The sequence below is a fragment of the Lelliottia wanjuensis genome, assembly GCF_030238365.1.
Classification (GTDB): Bacteria; Pseudomonadota; Gammaproteobacteria; order Enterobacterales; family Enterobacteriaceae; genus Enterobacter; species Enterobacter wanjuensis.
Genome location: NZ_JASSOT010000001.1, coordinates 228,061 through 249,975 on the forward strand (window position 1 = coordinate 228,061; position 21,915 = coordinate 249,975).

Consider the following 21,915-nt stretch of genomic DNA (forward strand, 5'->3'; position numbering starts at 1 on the left):
CCAATTCGAACTGGCTCACCATACCAGTTTGTTCAATAATGGCTGTTGCAAATTTTTAACAAATGGCTGTGGTATGAAAAAAACCGTTTTTTCACTGGCGCTGGGCACCTTTGGTTTAGGGATGGCGGAGTTTGGCATCATGGGCGTGCTGACCGAGCTGGCGCAGGATACCGGCATTTCGATTCCCTCCGCCGGGAGCATGATTTCGTATTACGCCTTTGGCGTGGTGATTGGCGCACCGATCATCGCGTTGTTTTCAAATAAGTTCTCGCTCAAGACGGTTTTGCTGTTCCTGGTCGCCCTGTGCGTGGCCGGGAACGCCATTTTTACCTTCTCCACCTCCTATTTCTGGCTGGCCGTCGGGCGGCTGGTGTCCGGTTTTCCGCACGGGGCATTTTTCGGCGTCGGGGCGATTATCCTGTCGAAAATCGCGCCGCCGGGAAAAGTCACCCTCGCCGTGTCGGGGATGATTGCCGGGATGACGGTCGCCAACCTGGTCGGCGTGCCGCTCGGCACCTGGCTCGGGCATGAATACAACTGGCGCTACACCTTCTTCCTGATTGCGGCGTTTGACGCCCTGGTGATCCTCTCGGTGATCTTCTGGGTGCCGACGCTGTACGACAAGGCGGAAACCCGGCTCACGGAGCAGTTTCACTTTCTGAAGAAGCCGGAAGCCTGGCTGATTTTTGCCGCGACGATGTTCGGCAATGCCGGGGTGTTTGCGTGGTTCAGCTTTGTGAAGCCGTTTATGGTCAACGTCTCCGGATTTTCGCCGGGCTTTATGACCGTCATCATGATGCTGATGGGGCTCGGGATGGTGCTGGGGAATCTGCTCAGCGGCAAACTGTCCGGGCGTTACAGCCCGCTGCGCATTGCGGCCACTACCGATCTGGTGATTGTTCTGTCGCTGCTGATGCTGTTCGCCTTCGGTGAAAATCAGTCGGCGTCACTGGTGATGGGCTTTATCTGCTGCGCGGGTCTGTTCGCGCTGTCGGCACCGCTGCAAATTATGCTCCTGCAAAACGCGCAGGGCGGTGAACTGCTGGGCGCGGCGGGCGGGCAAGTGGCCTTTAACCTCGGCAGCGCGATTGGGGCTTATTTTGGCGGGATGATGATTATCCTCGGCTACAGCTGGAGCTACGTGACGTTACCGGCGGCGCTCCTCTCGTTCGCCGCCATGTCGTCCCTGCTGCTGTATGGCCGTCAGAAAGCCAAACGGGCTCAGGCTAACGCCCGCGCGTTAGCCTGATTGCCGTTACGGAAGGTAAGGTTCGCCGAGGGTCAGCATTAACCGGTTGGCCCAGGCGAAAAACGCCGCAGACTGCACCAAATCGAGCTGTTCAAGCGTGTCCAGCTTCTGCTTCTCCAGTGCCGCCAGATGCGCGGGCGTGACCGCCGGTGGCGTCACGGAGAGCGCCGCCGCAAAATCAATTTCCGCCTGCCAGCGCGCAGACTGCCCATCGCTTAACGACTGCCCCGGACGCACCGCCAGCAGCGCTTCTACGGCGTTATCATCCTTCGACAGCTGGCTGGCTTTCCGCGCATGGACAGATGCGCAGTAGATGCAGCCGTTGACCTTGCTGGTCACCGTCGCCGCCAGTTCACGCTCCGCGCGCGGCAGGCCGCCCGGCGTGTAAAAAATCCCTTTATCGGTCAGCGTGCGTTGTTCCAGCACCGGCAGATTACGCGCCAGCAGGCGGAAATAGTCAGAGTCCGTGTGGCCGAATTTCGCCAGAGTCGCCTGTTCGTCAGCGTTAAATTCCGCCAGCGGTTTTGACGCCAGCCACGGCTCCCAGCCCAGCTCCTGCTGGGTAAACTGCACCGGTGCCGCTTTGCCGCTTTTGGTGGCTGGCGTGGCGTGCCAAATCCCCGCCACAACCGGCGTGTCGCTGGCAGCGATGCTTTTATCATTTAGCAAGCGCAGCCCGGCGACGAGACGGCTCTGGAAACTGACAAACGCGATTAGCTGGGCCAGCGTCACGATCGCCTCTTTACTCCATCCCGCCTGGGTCAGCGCAGTTAACGCGCCGGGTGTGGCCTCGACGGGAGAAAACGTCAGCAGGCGCGCGAAGGTGATCGCGGGCGTGAGCCGTAAAGAGGTGGGATCGGCCAGACCAAACCCGGCGTAGTGCGCGGCCAGCGCATCGGCGCGGTGCCACTTCGCGACTTTCGCGGCCACTGCCACGCGCTCATCCAGCTGGAACGCCGCGTCCTGCTGGCTAAAGAGCGTTTCATAGCTGCCCTGCGCATGACGGGTGGCGGCATCGCGGGTCGCACGCGCCGTCGCCAGCGGCGAACCGGGTGCGATCTCCGCTAATTCAGCAACAATATCCTGACTTAAAGACATAGAAACTCCTTAAAGAAGTTGAGGGGCGATATGTTCAGCAATCAGCTCAATGGAACGCAGAGTGTCCCGGTGAGACGGTTCAACGGAGTGGACCTGGAATGAAATATCCGTCGCCCGTTTAAGGACCGAATCCTCAGCCAGCGACGCCAGCACGGTGTTCGGCGCGCCGATATGAGCGTCGAACTGGCGGATATAATCCGTGACACTGTCACCTGTGACGGTGTGGCCCGCCGCGCTGTGTGCCTGAGCCTGGCGGGTTAAACCGGGCGTCGCGACTTTCAGGGCGTACTCATCGCTGTCCGCGACAAACGCCGTGCGCGAGGCCAGAATTCTCGGGGCAATGCCCGAAGGCAGCGCGGCGAGATAGGCGTCGATAATCGGGTTCTGGATCTGGTCGAGGGTGAGAGCGAGCTGGTCCGCCGGGCGCGGCTGAGTGCGGGACAACATCAGCCCGTGCCCGGCCTGCGCTGCCCGTACCGCGCCGTCGACGGAAAAGGTCGCGATCCACACGCGCTCCGCCAGCTGTGGCGCAGGCGGGTAAAGATGGTTGTCCGGATGGGCGAGTGAATCCCCGCGCCAGGCGCTCTGGATCAGGTGCAAATGGTCGGCAAAGGTCGCGCCGCGCTGTTCAAACGTCAGGCCAAACGGCAGAAATGAGGTCGGCGTGCCGCCGGAGCCAAAACCGACTTCGAGACGACCGTCCGCCAGCAGATCCAGCACTGCCGCGTCTTCCGCGACGCGCAGCGGGTTTTCCATCGGCAGGGTGATAATCGCTGTGCCCAGACGGATGGTTTCCGTTTGCGCCGCAACGTGGGCGAGGAACACCAGCGGAGACGGCAGGCCGCCTTCGCGCTCGTGGAAATGGTGCTGCGCAATCCAGGCCGTATCAAAACCGTGGCGCTCCGCATGGCGGATCTGTTCGGTCGCCAGGCGATAACGCTCTTTGGCTGGAGCGTCGTCCAGCAGGCGGGTAAAGAATCCCAGGCGTTTACGCGTCATGCGTACTCCTTAGTCGCGGGTGAAAAATGAGGGATGGCGTCGATCAGCTCGCGGGTGTAGCTGTTCTGCGGTGAGGAGAAGAGCGCCTCCACCGTGCTATGTTCAACCACCTGGCCGCTTTTCAGCACCGTCACGCTGTGGGCGATGCGGCGAACGGTCGCCAGGTCGTGAGTGATAAACAGGTAGGTCAGCCCCAACTGCTGCTGGAGCTGTTGCAGAAGGGCGAGGATCTGCGCCTGCACCGTGACGTCCAGCGCCGAGGTGGCTTCGTCCAACACCAGAATCGTCGGCTCCAGAATCAGGGCGCGGGCGATGGCGACCCGCTGGCGCTGACCGCCGGAAAGCTCGCGCGCCGTGCGATTTAACAGCTCCAGCGGCAGGGCGACGCGCGTGGTCACGGCCTCAACGCGAGTTTTGCGTTCCACTCTGGTGATTTTGCCGAAGTTTTTCAGCGGCTCTTCGATGATCTCAAACAGCGTTTGTCGCGGGTCGAGGGAGGCAAACGGGTTCTGATAGACGAACTGAATTTTCTGGCGCAGCTGGCGGCGCGCCTCCACGCTGAGCTGCGTCGCATCGATATCATCAAGGATGACGCGCCCGCTGTCCGCCTGCTCAAACCCGAGCAAAATGCGGGCAAGGGTGGTTTTCCCCGAACCGGATTCCCCGACCAGCGCATGAGTGCTCCCGCGCGGCACCTCGAAACTGACGTTATCCAGCGCCTGCAGGTAGTGGTTTTTGCTGAGGGAAAATTGTTTGCTGATCCCCTGCGCGCGAATGGCGGCAGAGGCCAGCCGTTGGCCGGATACCGGGGCGATAGTTAAGCGCGAGCCCTGCAAATCGCTCAGCAGCTGTCGGGTATAGGCATGCTGCGGGGCGCGCACCACATCGGCGGTCGCGCCGTGCTCCTGCACTTCACCGTGGCGAAACACCAGCAGGCGATCGGCGCGCTGGGCGGCGAGAGCCAGATCGTGCGTCACGAACAGCACCGCCGTCCCGGATTCGCGGCGCAGAATATCCAGCAGATCGAGAATGCGTTTTTGTACCGTCACGTCCAGTGCGCTGGTCGGTTCGTCGGCGATGATCAGGTCCGGACGCAGGGCGATGGCGATCGCGATCAGCACCCTCTGTTTCATCCCGCCGGAAAGCTGGTGCGGATACTGCTTCATCCGCTGCTCCGGGTGGCTCAGCCCGACTTTGGTCAGCAGAGCCAGCACCTGATTTTCTTGCTCATCCTTCGTGATTTTCTGGTGAATATGCAGGACTTCACCCACCTGCGCGCCAATGGTTTTGACCGGATTCAGGGAGTTGCCGGGGTCCTGCGGCACCAGGCTGATGCGTGCCCCGCGCAGAGCGTTGAGACGTTTCGCCGACCACTGGCTAATCTCTTCGCCGTTGAGCACAATTTTGCCGCTGTCGCGACGGGCGTTGTCCGCCAGCAGGCCGATAATCGCCTGCGCGGTGGTGGTTTTACCGGAGCCGGATTCGCCGACAAAGGCCAGCATTTCCCCGCGTTTCAGGGTGAAACTGACGTTATGCACCACCTCACGCCACTGGCGGCCAATGCGATAGCTTAAGGTCAGATTTTCCACGGACAGAACGGTCATGAGCGCCCTCCGCTTAACTGCTGGCTGATACGGTTGGTGGCAAGCACCACGGCGATCACCACGATGCCGGGGAAGGTGGTCAGCCACCAGGCGGTTGAAAGATAGTTACGCCCTTCGGCAATCAACAGACCCCATTCCGGGACCGGCGGCGGAGTGCCGTAACCGAGGAAGCTCAGGGTCGAGAGGGCGAGAATGGCCTGACCAAACTGGAGCGTTGCGAAGGCGAGAACGGCAGTCAGCGAGTTCGGCAAAATGTGTCGCCACAGCACCGCCCTGAAGGTGCCGCCGCTGCCATAGGCCGCTTCGACAAAATCCGCGTGACGAATACGCACCACTTCCCCGCGCGCCAGGCGGGCGAAGCTGGCAATCGACGCCACACCGACGGCGATGGCGGCGTTAACGGTGCCGAAACCGAGCAAAATAATCACCGTCAGGGAGAGCAGCAGCGAGGGAATCGACAGCAGCACGTCGACAAAGCGCATCAGCACCGACTCAATCCGTCCGGCGAACGCGCCCGCAATCATGCCGAGGGCCGTGCCGACCAGTAAGCCCATCGCCACGGCGGCCAGCGCGGCGCTCAGGGAGTGAGACGCGCCATACACAATGCGGGCGTAAACATCCCGGCCCAGTTGATCGGTTCCCAGCCAGTGTCCGGCCTGAGGGGCTAAGCGCTGTGCGCCCGCGATCCCTTCAATCGGGCTGTACTGGGTGAGCAAACCCGGCGCGAGCGCGGCCAGGGCGGCAAGGATAATCACCCCCCACGCCAGCCATAAACCGGGCTGAATGTCGAAAGAGTGAAGGGCCGGAACGCGTTTTCGCGCGGCGGCGGCGTAGTCCACCAGACTCATGATGCACCTCCGGTCACGGGTTGCAGGCGAGGGTCAAAGAGCGGCATCAGCAGATCCACCAGCAGATTAATCAGCACAAAACCGAGCGCCGAGATCATCACCACCGCCTGTAGCACGGCGATGTCCTGATTATTCACCGCCTGCTGCGTCAACTGGCCCAGACCGCTGCGGCCAAACACGGTTTCGGTAATCAGCGCCCCGGCGATTAGCTCGCCGAGCAAAATCCCGGCGATATTCAGCACCGGCAGGAGGGCGTTGCCGGTCACGTGACGCCACAGGACGCCCGTTTCACTCAGCCCTTTTGCGCGCGCCACGGCGACAAACGGCTGGGCCGCGACCTGATCGAGACTACGCATCAGGATTTGCGCCAGCGGAGCGGAGATCGGAATGGCGACGGTGACGATCGGCAGGATCAGCCCCTGCAGCGGCGACGGGTTAATCACCGGAATCAGCCGCAGCTGGAAGGAAAACAGCTGGATGAGCGCGATGCCGAGCCAGAAAGTCGGCAGAGAGATAAACAGCACCGGCACCGACTGGATAGCGTTGCTTATCCAGCGCAGCCCCGGCAGTCGCGCGGCAAACGCCAGCGCGAAGGCCAGTACCACTGCCAGCGCGAACGCGGGCAGGGCGAGGCTCAGGGTGTCGGGCAGATTAGTAGCGATCAGCTCGCTCACCGGCACACCCGCCTGGAGTGAAAAACCAAAATCGCCGCGCAGCATGGCAAAAAGAGTGTGGAAATACTGCTGCCATAGCGGACTGTCCGCGCCATAGGCGACGCGCATCTCCTCGATTTGCGCCGGACTTAAGCCCAGATCCGGGTTCTGAAATTTAATCAGCACCGCGTCGCCCGGCAGCACCTGAAGCAGCACGAAGGAGAGGGTAAACGCGGCCCACAGGACCAGCAGCCCCATCCCGGCCCGTCGCAGCAGATAATGGCTCATCATCTTAATGTTTCTCGATCCACGCGCCGTAGAACGACGGACGTCCTACCGCTTCGAAATTCACCCCTTTCAGCCACGGCGCACCGGCGAAGACCTGCGGCTCCTCGAAGATCGGGATCACGTAGGCGTTATCCAGCAGATAGCGCTGGGCATCGCCCGTTAATTGCAGACGTTTTTGCGGGTCGACTTCGGCGGAGATATTCACCAGCAGCGCGTTGAGTTTGTCGTCGCGGAAGCTTTTCACCTTGTCGCTCGAGCCGCCTTTTTGCAGCAGCGCGTCGCGGTTGGCCGGGTAGAACATGCTCTTCACCACGTCCGGATCGGCGCGGCCCACTTCGGAAACGGTCAGCGGCGTTTTCAGCGGATCGAGGTTATCCAGCGTGCGGCTGCCCGCATCGCCAGCTTTGACGCTCAGTGCCACGCCGACCTGTCGCCACTGCTGAGCGACCAGCTGCAACACCTCTTTGTTTTGCGGCTGCGGCAGGGATTCGTACACCGTCAGCGCCAGGCGCTGGCCGTCTTTGGCGCGGATGCCGTCGCTGCCGGGTTTCCAGCCCGCGTCGTCGAGCAGGGCATTGGCTTTCGCCACGTCAAAAGTAAGTTTGTCGCTAAGATCGACAAAGCCGGCCGCGGAGTCGGCAATCACCGATTTGGCCTGCGGATAGTTAGGCGAGAAGAGGGTCTCTACGACCTGTTTCGCATTGGTGGCGTGGATCAGCGCCTGACGAACGCGCAAATCCGACACCAGCGGGTTGTCCGGGCGGAAGCTGATGCTGTCATTCACGCCGCGCGTCGGGGCGGCGTAGATTTTATACCCTTGCTCGGTGGCCTGTTTCTCATCGTAGGCCTGAACCTGGCGAATAAAATCAGCCTGACCTGCCAGCAGCGCGCCGACACGCACGCTGTCTTCCGGCGTGACGATAAATTTGATGCCGTCCAGATTCGCCGGGCCTTGCTGGGCGAGGTTTTTCGGCCCCCACTGGTACTCTTTGCGCGCCTCAAGCGTCACTTCCCGGCCCAGTTTTTCCTCTTTCACCACGAACGGGCCGGAGCCGATGATGTGGCGCGCGTCGCCCAACTCCTCAAAGTTGCGCTTCAGGGTGCTGAGCGATACCAGCCCAGAGCCAATGGTTGCGGTGCCTTGCAGGAAACCCGGAGACGGTTTTTTGAAGTAGAACTTCACGGTTTGCGGATCGAGCACTTCGCTGCGGTCGTAGTTGTTGATCACCTCCGAGACCGGCAGGCGCTGGGCTTTATTGCCTAGCCCGTAGGTGTCGAAGTTTTTGGCGACGGCGTTGGCGTCCAGCGGCGTGCCGTCAGAGAAGGTCACGCCGGGGCGGATTTTAAAGGTGTATTCGGTTTTGTCGGCGTTGGTGGACCAGCTTTCGGCGATCCACGGCTCCACTTCCAGCGTTTTCGGGTTCTGCCAGGTGAGCTTGTCGGTGATCTGATTCAGGATACCGCCATTGGGATAGAAACCGCCCGCCGGGGGATAGAGATTGGTGTGCGCCTGTTGTTCCAGATAGACGAGCGTCCCGCCTTTAACCGGCGTGTCGGCGGCGTGTGCGGCAGTCGCTGCGAGGATTAACGCCGTCAGCAGCGGCAGGCGAAAAGGGGTTTGCATGGTGAATTCCTTTGTTATCTTTGTTTTAGCGTCGGATTCATCATCGGGCGCGGGTGAAAACAAGGGAACAAAGGAATTGAGATAAGGATTGCCGGAAATCGGGAATATCGAAAAACCGCTCCCGGTAAGGAGCGGTGGGTTTCACTACACAAATTTCGCCAGCGGATCGGCAGCGGCAAAGGCGACCGCGCGGTCTGCGGCTGGTGGGTAGATCAGCTCATTGGTAATAGCAATTTTGAGCTTCTTCGCCTCTTCGCGCACCAGTTTCACCTCTTGTTCCCAGCCCTCGGTGTACACCGCGCCCCAGGCGCCGAGATCCAGACAGGTGACATAGTTCACCTGACGGTACGGATACGGCTCGACGTTCAGCAGACTCGCAGCGGCGTTGTGTCCGGCAAATTTTCCGAGCTGGATCGCATGCTGACAGGTCATCAGCGCCGTATTACCCACATCGTCCGTTTTCGCATGGGCGGTGTCGCCGGTGGCGAACACATCAGGATGGGCCGGGATCTGCAGCAGTTCGTTCACGCGCAGACGCGCCTGAGCGTCGCGCTCGCCGTCAATCTGCGTCGTCAGCGGATGAGCTTCGACGCCAGCCGTCCAGACCACCGTAGAGGATTCGATGCGCTCGCCGTTTTTCAGGGTGACGCCCTGGGCATCGACAGCTTCGATTTCGCTGTTCAGACGCCATTCCACGCCCAGCTCTTCGCTGGCATTCGCAATCACATCACGCAGGGCTTCGCTGTAACGACCGCCAATCACCGGACCGCGTTCAACTACGATAACTTTAGTCTGCGTATCTTCACCGAAACGGGCGCGCAGACGCGTCGGTAATTCGGTCGCCAGTTCGATACCGGTAAAACCGCCGCCGCAAACCACCACCGTGTTACGGGCCGGGGTAGAAGGCTGATGAACCAGCGCATCGAGGTGTTTTTCGAACACCTGCGCGGATTCGAGCTGGTCGATGTCAAACGCAAATTCAGACAGACCGGCGACCGCTGGGCGCTTAGACTGACTGCCCGTGGCGAGAACCAGACGATCGTAAGTGGCGAGGGTGGTGTTGCCGTGGCTGTCGCGATACCAGACCGCTTTCTCTTTGGTATCAATACGTTCTGCGCTGCCCTGAATATACTCAATATCCAGTTCGGCAAAGAGATCCGTCAGGGGAGCCACCAGGCCTGCCACTTTTTCTTCATAGAAACGCGGGCGAACGCGCAGCTCGGGTTGCGGAGCCAGCACGCTAATACGCAGATAGCTGCTCTCGTTCAGTTCCGCCAGGCGCGCTGCGCTCACTGCTGCCCACATACCGGAAAAACCACTGCCCACAATTAAAATATGCTTCTTCATCTTCGATCCTTTTGCTCATCAGGCTTTGTGTCTGACCTGACTGCAACTATACTTGTCGGAGTTAACTCCGACAACTTTTTTCTGAGTTAGCGATAATAAAAATGGAAAATGACCTAAAAATAACAGGTTAGATAACAAGTGGTTTACAGGCTGTTTTTTCGCTCGCGAACACGGCTATAATAACCACGAATAATGAGAGCGGAGTTAAACATGGCCTTTTACAGTTCCGGTGTGGAATACGCCATTCATAGTCTGATGTGTATGGTGGATGCCAAAGGCAACGAGCGGGAGTTGAGCGTCAGGGAGATGGCGGACTTACAGGGTGTGCCTTACGACTACCTGGGTAAAATCTTCACCCGTCTGTCACGCGCCGGGCTGGTGAACAGCACGGAAGGCAAGGGCGGTGGGTTTAAACTCGCGCGTCCGGCGGAACTCATTTCGGTGCTGGATGTGACGCATGCCATTGATGGCGAAAAGAATATGTTTGAGTGCCGGGAAGTGCGCCAGCGGCTGGCAGTCTTTGATGAAGCGCCGCCTGCGTGGGTCTGCGACGGGCCGTGCGGCGTGCGCTCGGTGATGGACAGCGCCCAGCAGCGGATGGAAGAAGAACTGGCGCGCCACACCATTCTCGATCTGGCGCGCAAAATGTATCGAAAAGCGCCCGATACATTCCTGATTGAAGTGCAGGACTGGATTACGGATCGCCGCAGCCCGTCCTGAATCCCTTACGAACGGAAATCAATCACCATACGGCCACGGATCTGGCCCTGTTCCATCTCTTTGAAAATCGCATTGATGTCGCCCAGCGGACGCATCGTCACTTTCGGCACCACTTTGCCTTCGGCGGCAAACTGGAAGGCCTCGATCAGATCCTGACGGGTCCCGACCAGCGAACCGACCACCTGAATCCCATCCAGCACCAGACGCGGAATATCCAGGCTCATGGCTTCTGGCGGCAGACCGACAGCCACCACGCGGCCACCGGCGCGCACTGCGTCGACCGCAGAGTTAAACGCCGCTTTCGCGACAGCCGTGACCACGGCGGAGTGTGCGCCGCCGGTTTTTTCCTGAATCACTTTCGCCGCATCTTCGTTGCGGGAGTTGATGGTCAGATCTGCACCCATTTCCTCGGCCAGTTTCAGCTGCGCATCGTTGACGTCGATGGCGATCACTTTGGCATTGAAGACGTTTTTCGCGTACTGCAGCGCCAGGTTGCCCAGTCCGCCCAGACCGTAGATCGCAATCCACTGGCCTGGTTTGATATGAGAAATTTTCACCGCTTTATAGGTGGTCACACCCGCGCAGGTGATGCTGCTTGCGGCGGCAGATTCCAGACCGTCCGGCACTTTCACCGCGTAATCGGCGGTGACGATGCACTCTTCGGCCATCCCGCCGTCGACGGAATATCCGGCATTTTTCACGTCACGACAGAGCGTTTCGTTGCCGGAGTTACAGTATTCGCAGTGCCCGCAGCCCTGGAAGAACCACGCCACGCTGGCACGATCGCCCACTTTCAGCGAGGTCACGCCAGGGCCGATCTGTTTGACGACGCCAATCCCTTCATGGCCGAGGATCACCCCGGTTTTATCGCCAAAATCACCGTTCTTCACGTGGAGATCCGTGTGGCATACGCCGCAGCACTCCATCTTCAGCAGCGCTTCACCGTGTTGCAGGGCGCGCAGGGTTTTATCGGTGACGTCTACGTGGTGATCTTTTGTTACGACAGCAGCCTTCATATGTTTCTCCATGTTCATTTAAGTGTCTGCATAGCGTGCAAGAAAGATGAGAATCGTTCTTACTCCTTAAGGATTAATGCTTTGGTCGTTTTATACAAGGGCGGGGCAACATAATGTAATAATTTCGTTGGGATTCAGGCGATTAAAGCATCAATAAACCATTCAAGCCCTGAATAATTGGGGGGAGGGAATGCCCGGCGGGAAGCCCCGCCGGGCGCAGGGTTACAGCTGGGCTTCTATCTGGTTAATCTCCTCACGCCACTGTTGCTGGAGCTGAGGCTTCTGATGCTTCGGCTTACGCGCCATATCCTCTGCGAGCAGCGTCTCCAGCGCCACCAGTCTTTCGAGCAGGCAGTCGAACTCCGTCGGCTCTGGTTCCGCTGTGCTGGTGGATACCGCAGGCGTGGTTAATCCGCCGCACTCCCGCAGGCGTTCAAACACCGCTTCGGCGTCGTGCCATTCGCTGAGCTTTCCGTCCTCAATCAGCCAGAAGCGGTTGCAGCTCTGGCTGATCAACTGCCTGTCATGGCTGACCAGTAGCACGCCGCCTTCGAACTGTTGCAGGGTGTCGGCCAGCGCCTCTTTGCCTTCCATATCGAGATGGTTGGTCGGCTCATCGAGCATCAGCAGGCTGTAGCGGGCGAGCGTCAGGCCGATAAACAGCAGGCGTGAACGCTCGCCGCCGCTGAGGGTGCTAACTTTCTGCCCGTGACGCACCCACGGAAAACCGGCGCTGATGAGCGACATTTTGCGCACCTGCGGGTCCGGGGCGAACGGCTCGAGCGCATCCAGCAGCGAGGCGTCATCCGGCAGCTGGTGTAGCGTCTGGTCGTAATAACCGAGCGTCAGGCGAGGATGGATTTTCAGCTCATCCGTCGACTGCTGGGCAACAAACTGCCGCCAGATCAGCTTCATCAGTGAGGATTTCCCGCAGCCGTTGCGACCCACAATGGCGACGCGATCGCCGCTTTTGAGTCTGGCGATCTCTACGTCAAACAGCGCAGGCAGACCAGGGGCCGGAGGGACATCGAGATTTGCCATCTCCAGCAGCCGGTCGGCACGCAGGGCATCGCCGCGCAGGGTGAGCGTCCACGGACTGCCCGCGGTGAGATCGGTCTGGCTCTCCTTCAGGCGCTCGACCTGTTTTTCCATCTGTTTGGCTTTGCGGGCCAGATCTTCGTTGTCATAGACCTTACCCCAGGTCGCCAGCCGTTTGGCGCTGGCCGCCACGCGGTCGATCTCCTTTTGCTCGGCTTTGTGCCGCAGGGCATCGCTCTCATCTTTTGCCGCCAGCGCCTGACGCGCAGCGGAGCAAGGCAGGGCGAAGCTGTGCAGAGTTTTGTCGCGCAAAATCCAGCTGCCGTTAGTGACGGCATCAAGCAGCTGTCGGTCGTGCGAGACCAGCACAAAACTCCCGGACCAGTTTTGTAAGAACTGCTCCAGCCAGAGCATGGTCGGGAGATCGAGGTGGTTGCTGGGCTCATCCAGTAACAGCAGATCCGGATCGCTGATTAAGGCGCGCGCCAGTAGCAGGCGCGTGTGTTGCCCGCCGCTCAGTGTCGCGGATTGCAGAGTCATATCCTGCGGGGTGAAGCCCATACCGCCGAGCAGCGTTTCGGCCCGCCAGCGTAGGCTGTCGCGTTCCGCGGCGGGCAGTTGCGCCAGCACGGCGTCGAGCATCGACAGGGGATAAATTGATTCCGGCAGATGCTGTTCCACGCGCGCCATCAGGCAGTATCCGGCGAGCGCCACGGTGCCGACAGACGGGGATTCCGTCCCGTCGAGGATCTTCAGCAGGGTACTTTTGCCGCAGCCGTTATCACCCAGCAGACCAATGCGGTCGCCTTTTTTCAGGGTAAAGGAGAGCGAGTCGAAGAGGGTGTTAAACGCCGTTTCAACGCGGAGGGATTGTGCAGTTAGTAATGTGCTCATTGTTGCTTACTCAAGTGTTACAGGCATGGAAATGCCTCGTCAAACATCGCTGACGATAACTTAGTAAGCCCGAGAGAAGGGATTAGGTGGGTTGGTGTCTTCGCTCAAGCAGAAGTTATCGCAGCACGATACCGATAACGCTTGAGCTGGTGCGATCACCAAATGTATGTGAAACATTAAAAATTTCACTATACAGCATAATTAGCCTCCTTATTTATTCAGTGGGTTGATGGATGAAGGGAGTGTAGCGGGGTTTTACATGCCCGGCAAGCAGAGCGCCGCCAGGCATGGGAGCCGATAGTTGCCGGGTGGCGGCTTCGCCTTACCCGGCCTACAAAACCTGGAACGTAGGCCCGGTAAGCGCAGCGCCACCGGGCGCTAGGCCGCACCGTCGTTTGCTGCCGGGTGGCGGCTTCGCCTTACCCGGCCTACAAAATCCTGGAGCGTAGGCCCGGCAAGCGCAGCGCCACCGGGCGTTTAGGCCGCACCGTCGATCAGATGGACGTCCGGCGGTAGTTCCGGTATTCCGGCATCCAGAAGTTATCGTCGATGGCCTGCTGCAACGCATCGGCGGAGGTTTTTACCGCCACGCCCTGCTGCTGGGCCATCTTACCGACCGCAAAGGCAATCGCCCGCGACACCGTATGGATGTCTTTCAGTTCTGGCAGCACCAGCCCTTCGCCGTTATTCACCAGCGGAGAGTGCTTCGCCAGGGTTTCGCTGGCAGACATCAGCATTTCATCGGTAATGCGTGACGCACCGGCGGCGATCACCCCCAGACCAATCCCCGGGAAGATATAGGAGTTGTTGCACTGGGCAATCGGATAGGTTTTGTCTTTCCACACCACCGGATCGAACGGGCTGCCGGTGGCGACCAGCGCGGCACCTTCGGTCCAGGCGATAATGTCCTGCGGCGTCGCTTCCACGCGCGAGGTCGGGTTAGAGAGCGGCATCACGATCGGACGCGGGCAGTGCTTGTGCATTTCGCGGATGATCTCTTCGGTGAACAGCCCGGTCTGGCCGGACACCCCGATCAGAATATCCGGCTTCACGTTGCGCACCACGTCCAGCAGGGAGAGCACTTCGTTGTCCGTATCCCAGTTTTTCAGGTTCTCGCGCTTTTGTACCAGCTTGGTCTGGAACGGCAGCAGGTTTGGCATGCCGTCCGTCAGCAGGCCGAAACGGTCGACCATAAACACACGCGATCGGGCCAGCTCTTCGCTTAAGCCTTCGCGCTGGGTCTGGGCGATGATCTGTTCTGCGATCCCGCACCCGGCTGAGCCCGCGCCGAGGAAGACAATTTTCTGGTAGCTCAGTTGGCTGCCCGCCGCGCGGCTGGCGGCGATCAGCGTCCCGACGGTCACTGCCGCGGTGCCCTGAATATCGTCGTTAAACGAGCAGATCTCATCGCGATAGCGGTTTAGCAGAGGCATAGCGTTTTTCTGCGCGAAGTCTTCAAACTGCAGCAGCACGTCCGGCCAGCGGTGTTTGACGGCCTGAATGAAGTCGTCGACGAACTGGTAATACTCGTCATCCGTCACGCGCGGGTGACGCCAGCCCATATACAGCGGATCGTTCAGCAGCTGCTGGTTATTGGTCCCGACATCCAGCACCACCGGCAACGTGTAGGCCGGGCTGATCCCGCCGCAGGCGGTGTAGAGCGACAGCTTACCGATTGGAATCCCCATCCCGCCGATACCCTGGTCGCCGAGGCCCAGAATACGCTCGCCGTCCGTCACCACGATCACTTTGATGTTGTGGTTCGGCACGTTCTGCAGGATGTCATCCATATTGTGGCGGTTCTGATAGGAGATAAACACGCCGCGCGAACGACGGTAGATCTCGGAGAACCGCTCGCAGGCCGCGCCGACGGTTGGGGTGTAGATCACCGGCATCATCTCTTCGAGGTGATTTTGCACCAGGCGGTAGAAGAGGGTTTCGTTGGTGTCCTGGATGTTGCGCAGGTAGATGTGTTTGTCGATTTCGGTTTTGAAACCCTGGTACTGGATCCAGGCGCGTTCAGCTTGCTCTTCGATGGTTTCAACCACTTCCGGCAGCAGGCCGAGCAGGTTAAAGCTGCTGCGCTCTTCGGCACTGAAGGCGCTGCCTTTGTTCAGCAGGGGGAATTCCAGCAGGACCGGGCCTGCGTAGGGGATGTAAAGAGAACGATGCTGTTTTACTTTGTTGTCCATGTCACTCACTCGATTTTTTGAATATCCGTCCCTGGCACTGCGTATTGTCATCTTTCTGGCTTGCTGGCAGGGCGACCTCGGGCGGCATTATAAAGGAGCTGAATGTTAATTACCGCAACACACATACAAAAACACCATCGGTTTTGCCGATGGTGTTGTGATTCAGATGCGGGATTTACTTGTCTGCGTGGCGTTTTCTGCCATGCGTGTGGGTGACTACGGTTTCGTTGCTGCCCTCGATCACCACTTTACGTTGGTTCGACAGCTTGTAGTTCAGTCCCAGAATGTGACGTGCCTGACGGTTCGATTTCATGTTAACTCCTCAATCCTGTTGATAGTTTTAAGGACCAGTTTGCTTGCGCAAACGAAATGTAACCCCTTAGGTTGCAGATCCAGCATAGCAGGGTTTTTACAGGGGGCGATGTTGACCACTCACCACGTAGTTAATGGTCTGCTGGTAGATATCACTGAGGATGTCATTATCCGAGGCTTCTACCCAGCGGGTGAGTTCCATCAAAATGTCATCTTCAGTGACCGCGCCATGTTCAGCGCGCAGGCCTTGCTCAATGGCATTGACCAGCGCCGGTTGAGCGGAATGAGTATTTGCTGAGTAATGAGTAAACATGCTGCCTCCGTGTCGTTATCTGTTTAATATTCCGGTTCGCAATTCATAATTCACATTCAGAATGGCAAATATTCTTCCCGCTGTGGTTCAGATTCATCCTGGAAATAAAAATATCATATTACCCTTTTTTCTGTTAAATCAGGGTTTCCAGCGGCGCAGTTCGGTATATTTTTCGTAGGGCATCGGGGACGGCCAGGAGATTAATTCCACCACACTTCCCCAGGGGGTTTTGCCGTAGCAAAACGCATTGCCTTCGCCGCGTTCGGCGGGAAAAGAGAGGGGTTTCGGCTCGGTAAACATCTCCCCGCCTGCGGCGGTGAAAGCAGATATTGCGGTTTTAAAATCATCGACATAGACGGCGAAGTGCTGCAGGCCGAAATCACTGGGGCGGGCGGGGGATTGCTGTTCCGGGCCGTGCATTTCAAACAGCTCAATGCCGGGCCCATTGGGCAGGGCCAGCATCCTGATGGCGCGGATTTTTGTTCCGGGAAATAACTTTAAGGTATTTTCCTGCGCCTGATGGTCAATATTTTCACTGCCGGGTTCGACGGAGCGATATATCACGGTTGCCGCGAAGGCTTTTTCAAAAAATAACGTCGCTGCTTCAATGTCCGGAACCGTAATACCAATGTGGTCAATTCCTCTGACTGAGGTTTGCATAAGCATCTCCTGCTATAAAAAGAATAAATATAGCAGGAGACAGTTAGCCTGTTACCACTTCATTTCGCCGGTATTGACCTTCGCGCTCAGCTCCAGGGAGCTGACTTCCGCCAGCTTCGGCTGCTGTTTTTTCATCGCCTCGATCACCCCCGCCGAGTCTTTATGGGCGGCCAGCGCCTGCTCAAATTGCTGCAGGTAAGTGCGGGTGAAGTCTATGGCTTCGATACCCGCTGGCGGTGTGCCGAGGTAATGACCCGGGATCACGCGCTCCGGTTTGTGAGCAGCCATTTCATCGAGCGTGGCGATCCACTGCGCGCGGCTGGCTTTGGTTTGCGTATCCGCGGTCCAGACGTGAATGCCAGACGAAACGCCGGTGCCGCCGAGAATGGCTTTCGCGGAGGGGATCCAGACGTACGCGGCGTAGCTGTCAGCCTGCTCGATATCGATTTTTTCCCCGTCGAGCATAAAGGTGGTTGAGGCAATCACCTGCGGCACAATCAGTTCAGACGGCGCGCCGTCTTTCATCTGCGGGCCCCAGAAGGCCAGTTTGGCATCTTTGGTGGCCTTGATATGGTCCACGACCGCCTGAGTGGCGACCACTTTGGCATTCGGGAAGGCTTTCACCAGCGGCTGCAGGCCGAAGTAAAAATCGGGGTCGCCGGAGGTGATCACAATCTTGCTGAGCGTTTTACCGCTGTCGCGCACTTTTTTAACCAGGGCTTCGCCATCTTTCACGCTGAACTGCGCGTCGAACAGCACCGCTTCTTTCGGGCCGGAGACCAGCGTCGAGGAGACGGCGAAAATCCCTTTCTCCTGCGGGTTGTAAGTATCCAGGGTTAACGGCGCGGCAAAAACCGCAGGAGTGAACAGGGCGCACAGCAGGGCAAGGCGATTGAGCTTCATCATTTTGTCTCGGTATTGTCGGAAAGTCTCTATTGTACGGATCTCTCGATTTGCCAGAATTCCTGAAACAAGACATGCTTAGTTTCATAAATCGAGCAGATGGAGTCATACCAATGGATCGCGTGATCGCCGCCCAGGTCTATAACCGTATTTGTGAGCTGGGGAGTCTGAGCGCTGCCGCCCGCGCGCTGGGTATTTCGCGCCCGATGGTCAGCCGGTATCTGGAGCAGATGGAAAAATGGGCCGGAACCCGGCTGGTGCACCGTTCCACGCGCAAACTGACGCTGACGCCCGCCGGGGAAAAGGTGCTGCAGAAGACCCGTAACCTGACGCGGCTGTCGCAGGAGATCGAGGATCACTCCTCGAAGGAGACGCCCTCCGGCACGCTGCGCGTAGCCTGCGCGCACTTTACCGCGATGCAGCTCGTCGCGCCGATGCTGCCGGATTTTCTGACCCGTTTTCCGCAGGTGCGCGTCGAAATGGACGTCAATAACCATCCCGTAAGCCTGGTGGGCGAGCGCATCGACGTGGCGATCCGTATCACCGACAACCCCGAGCCGGGAATGATTGCCCGCCGTCTGGGTGAGTGCCGCTCTGTGCTGTGTGCGTCGCCAGACTACCTGGCGGCCCACGGAACGCCTGACGTGCTGGAGGATCTGGCGCAGCACAACTGCCTGCACTACAGCTTCTTTGCCGGACAGTCGTGGAATTTTGTTAATGAGGCGGGGGAAGTGGTTTCTATGGCGGTGAGTGGCAACCTGAGCGCCAGTATTTCGTCCCTGCTGATGGAGGCTGCCATCCATCACTGCGGCATTGCGATGCTGCCGGAATGGGAAGCGCAGCCTGCGCTGGCGAGCCGAAAGCGGGTTCCCGTTCTCGGTAATTTCATGCCAAAACCGATCGGCATTTTTGGGATCTATCAGTCGCGGGATTACCAGCCTGCGGCGCAGCGTCTGTTCCTGGATGCGCTGGGCGAGTCATTGATGGCTTTGTGAACAATTGCCTAAGACTGTTCTGCCTTCCTCTCAGATCGGAATCAACGTTCTATACTTAACCCTTTGCAAGCCAAAAGGAGAGCAATAATGACGATTCATAAGCACGGTTCGGCACACTGGTCTGGCGACATTAAGCGCGGGAAAGGGACGGTTTCGACGGAAAGCGGCGTCCTGAATCAGCAACCCTACGGCTTTAATACCCGTTTTGAAGGCGAAAAAGGGACCAACCCGGAAGAGCTGATTGGCGCGGCGCATGCGGCCTGCTTCTCAATGGCCCTGTCGCTGATGCTGGGGGAATCCGGGTATACCGCGGATTCCATCGATACCACGGCGGATGTGTCCTTGGATAAAACCGACGGCGGATTTGCTATCACCAAAATTGCCCTGCAAAGCAAGGTGACCGTGCCAGGCATCGACCCGCAGCAGTTCGATGGAATTATCCAGAAAGCGAAAGCCGGATGCCCGGTCTCGCAACTTCTGAAAGCGGAAATTACCCTCGATTACACCCTCAACTAAGTCTCTTGCCAGCGGCGGCTCCGCCGCTGGTTCTCGTGACGTTGTCACTGATTTCTGCGCAATCGACTCACGCTGAATGCAATCGCACAACCTGATGCGGCGACCGCCAGCCATAGGCTGACTCTCACCGCCTGATCCTGCTGCGCAATGGTGTTCGCCGAGACCATCACGGCCAGCAACACGCTGACCAGCGCGGCGCCGAGGCACTGACCGAAGGTGCGCACCACCGCCAGCACGCCTGACGCGTATCCGCTCCACTCCCGCACCACGCTCGACAACATTTCACGATTATTCGGGCTCTGAAAACAGCCGAATCCAATCCCACAGATCAGGCTGCGCAGGCCAATATCCCACTGCGCCGCCGAGTCGGGCAAGGTTGCCAGCAGCGCTAACCCAATGGCAAAGATCAGCAGGCCCGCCGTGGAAATGATCGACGGGGCGTATCTGTCCGCCAGTTTTCCGGCCCAGGGCGCAACCAGCGCAATGCCCACCGGCCACGGCGTGAACAGTAGCGCGGAGGTAAAGGCGCTGTAGCCATAGACACTCTGAAACAGGAACGGCAGGGCGACGAAAGTCACGCCCTGACTGATAAAACTGGCCAGAGAGGTGAGCGCCGCAAGGGAAAACCGACCTGAATGAAAAATCGCGGGCGGCAGCAGGGGTTTATCCGCCCGCCGGATGTGGCGGATAAACGCGATGCCGCTGAGAAGCGCCAGCCCAAACCAGTTGATGACCGACGCGCTGATGGCGTGGTCGGCGGCGTGCGGGCTGGCAAAACTGTTGGTCGCCATGATCGCCGCGCCGAGCAGGGTGGCGGATAGTAGCGCTCCCTTGAGATCAAACGGTTGTCCGCTCAACGCCGGTTTGTGCGGTATGGATTTGAAAGCCAGCATCAGGGCGAGCAGACCGGGCACAACGTTAATCGCGAATAACCACTGCCAGCTCAGGGCACTAAGAAGGAATCCTCCCAGCACGGGCGCGACGGCGGTGCTGGAGGCGATAAGTAATGCATTCAGGCCGAGGATGCGGCCTAACAATCTTCCCGGAAATACTGAACGCAGTATCGCCGGAGCGATGCTTAAGGTGGCAGCGCCGCCCACCCCCTGCAAAACACGCATGACGATCAGGGTTTCGGCGTTTGGCGCGAGCGCGCAGCCGAGTGAGGTCAGGGTGAAGAGGCTCAGGCCGAAGATAAACACCGGCCTGAAGCCAATGCGCGTGGCCAGTGCCGCGAAGATTAGCAGCGTCATGGCCGCCGAAAGCAGATACCCGTTGGCGAACCAGACGGCCACCGGGGCGGCAACGTTCAGCGCATGCGACATCTGCGGCAGGGCGATGTTCACCATTGAGCCGTCAAAAACCGCCATCAGGGTAGAGGTCATGACGGCGGCCATCACCCATCCACGTTCGCGACCCGGCAAGCCTTCGTCTCCGGCTTTATCAGAAAAGAGTTCCATCATCTGTGTCTCATCAGCAAGTGTGTGTATGGGTGAAACTCTATTCCCTGACCAGGAGAGGCGGAAGACGCAGCATTGATACTGTATAGTTGCATCAGACGCCTTATCTCTTGTTCACCGGAGTTCTCTGATGACCGATCCCGATTTTAATCTGTTGATTGCGCTGGACGCGCTGCTGACAGAGGCCAGCGTGGCGGGTGCCGCGCGAAGGATGAATGTGAGTACCTCTGCGATGAGCCGCACGCTGGGCCGGCTGCGGGAGGTGACGGGCGATCCGCTCCTGGTTCGCGCTGGCCGGAATATGGTGTTGACGCCCTTTGCCGTGGCCAGCCGGGAGAGGGCGCGTAATACGATGCTGGAGGCGAGGGCGGTACTGCAACCCTCCGCGGAATCACTCAATCTGGCGGAGCTGGAAAGGGTGTTTGTCGTGCGCGCCAATGACGGATTTATCGAGGCGTTCGGCCCGGCGTTGATTACCCAGGTTGCCGAAGCGGCGCCTCAGGTGTGCCTGCGCTTTGCGGCCAAACCGGAGAAAAGCTCGCGCTCCCTGCGAGAAGGTCTGGTGGATCTGGAAATTGGCGTGCTGAGCCAAATGGGACCGGAAATTCGTGTTCAGGCGCTGTTTCGCGATCGCTTTGTTGGCGTGGTCCGCCACGATCATCCTCTGGCGGCATTAGCCGCCGTCAGCGTCAGCGATTACATTGCGTGGGGGCATGTGGTGGCTTCCCGCCGGGGCCAGATGCAGGGACCGGTGGACGAGGCGTTAGCCGAACGGGGTCTGACGCGTAAAATCGCCAGCGTGGTACCGGGGTTCCCTGCGGCGCTGGCGGTCGCCGAAGCGTCCTCTCTGATCGCGCTGGTTCCCGCGTCATTTTTGCATCGCCCGCAAACCTCCGCCCGGCTGCATGCGTTTGAGTTGCCGTTTAAAACCCGGACCATCACCGTCTCACAAATGTGGCACCCGCGGCTGGAAATGGATCCGGCTCACCGCTGGCTGAGAAAAACGGTGTTGGCCGTTTGCCGGGAGATTCAGGGTGAAGCCATGTAGTCGCGAATCATTTTTATTACGTTATGGCTTAACGATATTATTTCCATAAGTCTTTAACGTCTGCTTTAAATTATTCTAAAAGACGAACGCATCATTCATTAAAATTCCTTAAAGAATAATTAAATTATGATAATTAATTAG

20 protein-coding genes are annotated in these 21,915 nt (G+C 58.8%); 5 read left to right on the forward strand and 15 right to left on the reverse strand.

The annotated features are described in order from the left end of the window. Window positions 1-73: 73 nt before the first annotated feature. Window positions 74-1,249: an MFS transporter AraJ gene (gene araJ, locus QQF33_RS01095; protein ID WP_285148825.1), complete on the forward strand. Its 1,176-nt coding sequence runs from the start codon at window positions 74-76 to the stop codon at window positions 1,247-1,249. Window positions 1,250-1,255: 6 nt separating this feature from the next. Here the strand turns inward: araJ and QQF33_RS01100 are convergent, their stop codons facing one another. From QQF33_RS01100 to QQF33_RS01130, 7 genes are all read right to left on the reverse strand, one after another. Beyond that, on the reverse strand, window positions 1,256-2,347 hold the full coding sequence (locus QQF33_RS01100; protein WP_285157227.1) for an alkylhydroperoxidase domain protein: 1,092 nt from the start codon (window positions 2,345-2,347) through the stop codon (window positions 1,256-1,258). A 9-nt stretch (window positions 2,348-2,356) separates the two neighbouring features. Continuing rightward, a complete protein-coding gene (locus tag QQF33_RS01105; protein WP_285157228.1) occupies window positions 2,357-3,346 on the reverse strand; it encodes a putative FMN-dependent luciferase-like monooxygenase in 990 nt (329 codons plus the stop codon). Next, entirely contained in the window at window positions 3,343-4,950 is a 1,608-nt protein-coding gene (locus QQF33_RS01110; protein ID WP_285157229.1) for a dipeptide ABC transporter ATP-binding protein, read from the reverse strand. The genes QQF33_RS01105 and QQF33_RS01110 overlap by 4 nt, the downstream gene beginning before the upstream one ends. Next, window positions 4,947-5,798, reverse strand: a complete 852-nt coding sequence (locus tag QQF33_RS01115; RefSeq protein ID WP_285157230.1) for an ABC transporter permease — start codon at window positions 5,796-5,798, stop codon at window positions 4,947-4,949. Before QQF33_RS01115 ends, QQF33_RS01110 begins: the two co-directional genes overlap by 4 nt. Then, window positions 5,795-6,739 (reverse strand): ABC transporter permease, encoded by a 945-nt coding sequence (locus QQF33_RS01120; RefSeq protein WP_282495269.1) that lies wholly within the window; start codon window positions 6,737-6,739, stop codon window positions 5,795-5,797. The genes QQF33_RS01115 and QQF33_RS01120 overlap by 4 nt, the downstream gene beginning before the upstream one ends. Window positions 6,740-6,743: 4 nt before the next feature. Beyond that, the gene (locus tag QQF33_RS01125; protein WP_285157231.1) at window positions 6,744-8,363 is read right to left on the reverse strand and encodes a TIGR04028 family ABC transporter substrate-binding protein; all 1,620 of its coding nucleotides are present in this window, start codon (window positions 8,361-8,363) and stop codon (window positions 6,744-6,746) included. A gap of 144 nt (window positions 8,364-8,507) precedes the next feature. After that, entirely contained in the window at window positions 8,508-9,710 is a 1,203-nt protein-coding gene (locus tag QQF33_RS01130; protein WP_285148817.1) for an NAD(P)/FAD-dependent oxidoreductase, read from the reverse strand. A 210-nt stretch (window positions 9,711-9,920) separates the two neighbouring features. Between QQF33_RS01130 and QQF33_RS01135 the strand changes: the two genes are divergently transcribed. Further along, window positions 9,921-10,430, forward strand: a complete 510-nt coding sequence (locus QQF33_RS01135) for an RrF2 family transcriptional regulator (protein ID WP_285148815.1) — start codon at window positions 9,921-9,923, stop codon at window positions 10,428-10,430. Between the two features lie 5 nt (window positions 10,431-10,435). On the opposite strand, the gene adhP is transcribed toward QQF33_RS01135, so the two are convergent. The 7 genes from adhP to QQF33_RS01170 all read right to left on the reverse strand — a co-directional run bounded on the left by adhP (window position 10,436) and on the right by QQF33_RS01170 (window position 17,758). After that, window positions 10,436-11,446, reverse strand: coding sequence for an alcohol dehydrogenase AdhP (adhP, locus tag QQF33_RS01140; protein WP_285144440.1), 1,011 nt, complete (start codon window positions 11,444-11,446; stop codon window positions 10,436-10,438). Window positions 11,447-11,668: 222 nt separating this feature from the next. Then, window positions 11,669-13,378 carry an ABC-F family ATP-binding cassette domain-containing protein gene (locus QQF33_RS01145; protein WP_285148813.1) on the reverse strand — a complete coding sequence of 570 codons (1,710 nt, stop codon included), beginning with the start codon at window positions 13,376-13,378 and terminating at the stop codon, window positions 11,669-11,671. A 494-nt stretch (window positions 13,379-13,872) separates the two neighbouring features. Then, window positions 13,873-15,570: an NAD-dependent malic enzyme gene (locus QQF33_RS01150; RefSeq protein WP_282495209.1), complete on the reverse strand. Its 1,698-nt coding sequence runs from the start codon at window positions 15,568-15,570 to the stop codon at window positions 13,873-13,875. A gap of 175 nt (window positions 15,571-15,745) precedes the next feature. Further along, entirely contained in the window at window positions 15,746-15,883 is a 138-nt protein-coding gene (sra, locus tag QQF33_RS01155; RefSeq protein ID WP_102103745.1) for a stationary-phase-induced ribosome-associated protein, read from the reverse strand. 96 nt (window positions 15,884-15,979) lie between these two features. After that, a complete protein-coding gene (bdm, locus tag QQF33_RS01160) occupies window positions 15,980-16,195 on the reverse strand; it encodes a biofilm-dependent modulation protein (RefSeq protein WP_100780123.1) in 216 nt (71 codons plus the stop codon). Between the two features lie 138 nt (window positions 16,196-16,333). Beyond that, the gene (locus QQF33_RS01165) at window positions 16,334-16,855 is read right to left on the reverse strand and encodes a VOC family protein (protein WP_285157232.1); all 522 of its coding nucleotides are present in this window, start codon (window positions 16,853-16,855) and stop codon (window positions 16,334-16,336) included. Window positions 16,856-16,906: 51 nt separating this feature from the next. Then, window positions 16,907-17,758, reverse strand: coding sequence for a Vmh family MBL fold metallo-hydrolase (locus QQF33_RS01170; protein ID WP_285157297.1), 852 nt, complete (start codon window positions 17,756-17,758; stop codon window positions 16,907-16,909). 113 nt (window positions 17,759-17,871) lie between these two features. Here QQF33_RS01170 and QQF33_RS01175 point away from each other — a divergent pair, with 113 nt between their 5' ends. Together QQF33_RS01175 and QQF33_RS01180 are read left to right on the forward strand one after the other, a co-directional pair. Beyond that, complete coding sequence (locus tag QQF33_RS01175; protein ID WP_285157233.1) at window positions 17,872-18,753, forward strand: LysR family transcriptional regulator; 882 nt, start codon at window positions 17,872-17,874, stop codon at window positions 18,751-18,753. Between the two features lie 87 nt (window positions 18,754-18,840). Then, window positions 18,841-19,269 (forward strand): OsmC family protein, encoded by a 429-nt coding sequence (locus tag QQF33_RS01180; RefSeq protein WP_285144446.1) that lies wholly within the window; start codon window positions 18,841-18,843, stop codon window positions 19,267-19,269. A 44-nt stretch (window positions 19,270-19,313) separates the two neighbouring features. On the opposite strand, the gene QQF33_RS01185 is transcribed toward QQF33_RS01180, so the two are convergent. Continuing rightward, a complete protein-coding gene (locus tag QQF33_RS01185; RefSeq protein WP_285157298.1) occupies window positions 19,314-20,726 on the reverse strand; it encodes an MFS transporter in 1,413 nt (470 codons plus the stop codon). Window positions 20,727-20,856: 130 nt separating this feature from the next. On the opposite strand from QQF33_RS01185, the gene QQF33_RS01190 reads away from it, so the two are divergent. Further along, window positions 20,857-21,774 (forward strand): LysR family transcriptional regulator, encoded by a 918-nt coding sequence (locus QQF33_RS01190; protein ID WP_285157234.1) that lies wholly within the window; start codon window positions 20,857-20,859, stop codon window positions 21,772-21,774. Window positions 21,775-21,915: the final 141 nt, after the last annotated feature.

Coding starts and splice junctions, on each gene's coding strand:
- QQF33_RS01165 (WP_285157232.1), bottom strand. CDS start 16,855: ATGCAAACCTCAGTCAGAGGAATTGACCACATTGGTATTACGGTTCCG.
- QQF33_RS01105 (WP_285157228.1), bottom strand. CDS start 3,346: ATGACGCGTAAACGCCTGGGATTCTTTACCCGCCTGCTGGACGACGCT.
- QQF33_RS01145 (WP_285148813.1), bottom strand. CDS start 13,378: ATGAGCACATTACTAACTGCACAATCCCTCCGCGTTGAAACGGCGTTT.
- QQF33_RS01130 (WP_285148817.1), bottom strand. CDS start 9,710: ATGAAGAAGCATATTTTAATTGTGGGCAGTGGTTTTTCCGGTATGTGG.
- QQF33_RS01170 (WP_285157297.1), bottom strand. CDS start 17,758: ATGAAGCTCAATCGCCTTGCCCTGCTGTGCGCCCTGTTCACTCCTGCG.
- QQF33_RS01100 (WP_285157227.1), bottom strand. CDS start 2,347: ATGTCTTTAAGTCAGGATATTGTTGCTGAATTAGCGGAGATCGCACCC.
- QQF33_RS01150 (WP_282495209.1), bottom strand. CDS start 15,570: ATGGACAACAAAGTAAAACAGCATCGTTCTCTTTACATCCCCTACGCA.
- QQF33_RS01110 (WP_285157229.1), bottom strand. CDS start 4,950: ATGACCGTTCTGTCCGTGGAAAATCTGACCTTAAGCTATCGCATTGGC.
- sra (WP_102103745.1), bottom strand. CDS start 15,883: ATGAAATCGAACCGTCAGGCACGTCACATTCTGGGACTGAACTACAAG.
- QQF33_RS01135 (WP_285148815.1), top strand. CDS start 9,921: ATGGCCTTTTACAGTTCCGGTGTGGAATACGCCATTCATAGTCTGATG.
- QQF33_RS01175 (WP_285157233.1), top strand. CDS start 17,872: ATGGATCGCGTGATCGCCGCCCAGGTCTATAACCGTATTTGTGAGCTG.
- QQF33_RS01185 (WP_285157298.1), bottom strand. CDS start 20,726: ATGGAACTCTTTTCTGATAAAGCCGGAGACGAAGGCTTGCCGGGTCGC.
- QQF33_RS01115 (WP_285157230.1), bottom strand. CDS start 5,798: ATGAGTCTGGTGGACTACGCCGCCGCCGCGCGAAAACGCGTTCCGGCC.
- araJ (WP_285148825.1), top strand. CDS start 74: ATGAAAAAAACCGTTTTTTCACTGGCGCTGGGCACCTTTGGTTTAGGG.
- QQF33_RS01180 (WP_285144446.1), top strand. CDS start 18,841: ATGACGATTCATAAGCACGGTTCGGCACACTGGTCTGGCGACATTAAG.
- QQF33_RS01125 (WP_285157231.1), bottom strand. CDS start 8,363: ATGCAAACCCCTTTTCGCCTGCCGCTGCTGACGGCGTTAATCCTCGCA.
- QQF33_RS01120 (WP_282495269.1), bottom strand. CDS start 6,739: ATGAGCCATTATCTGCTGCGACGGGCCGGGATGGGGCTGCTGGTCCTG.
- QQF33_RS01190 (WP_285157234.1), top strand. CDS start 20,857: ATGACCGATCCCGATTTTAATCTGTTGATTGCGCTGGACGCGCTGCTG.
- bdm (WP_100780123.1), bottom strand. CDS start 16,195: ATGTTTACTCATTACTCAGCAAATACTCATTCCGCTCAACCGGCGCTG.
- adhP (WP_285144440.1), bottom strand. CDS start 11,446: ATGAAGGCTGCTGTCGTAACAAAAGATCACCACGTAGACGTCACCGAT.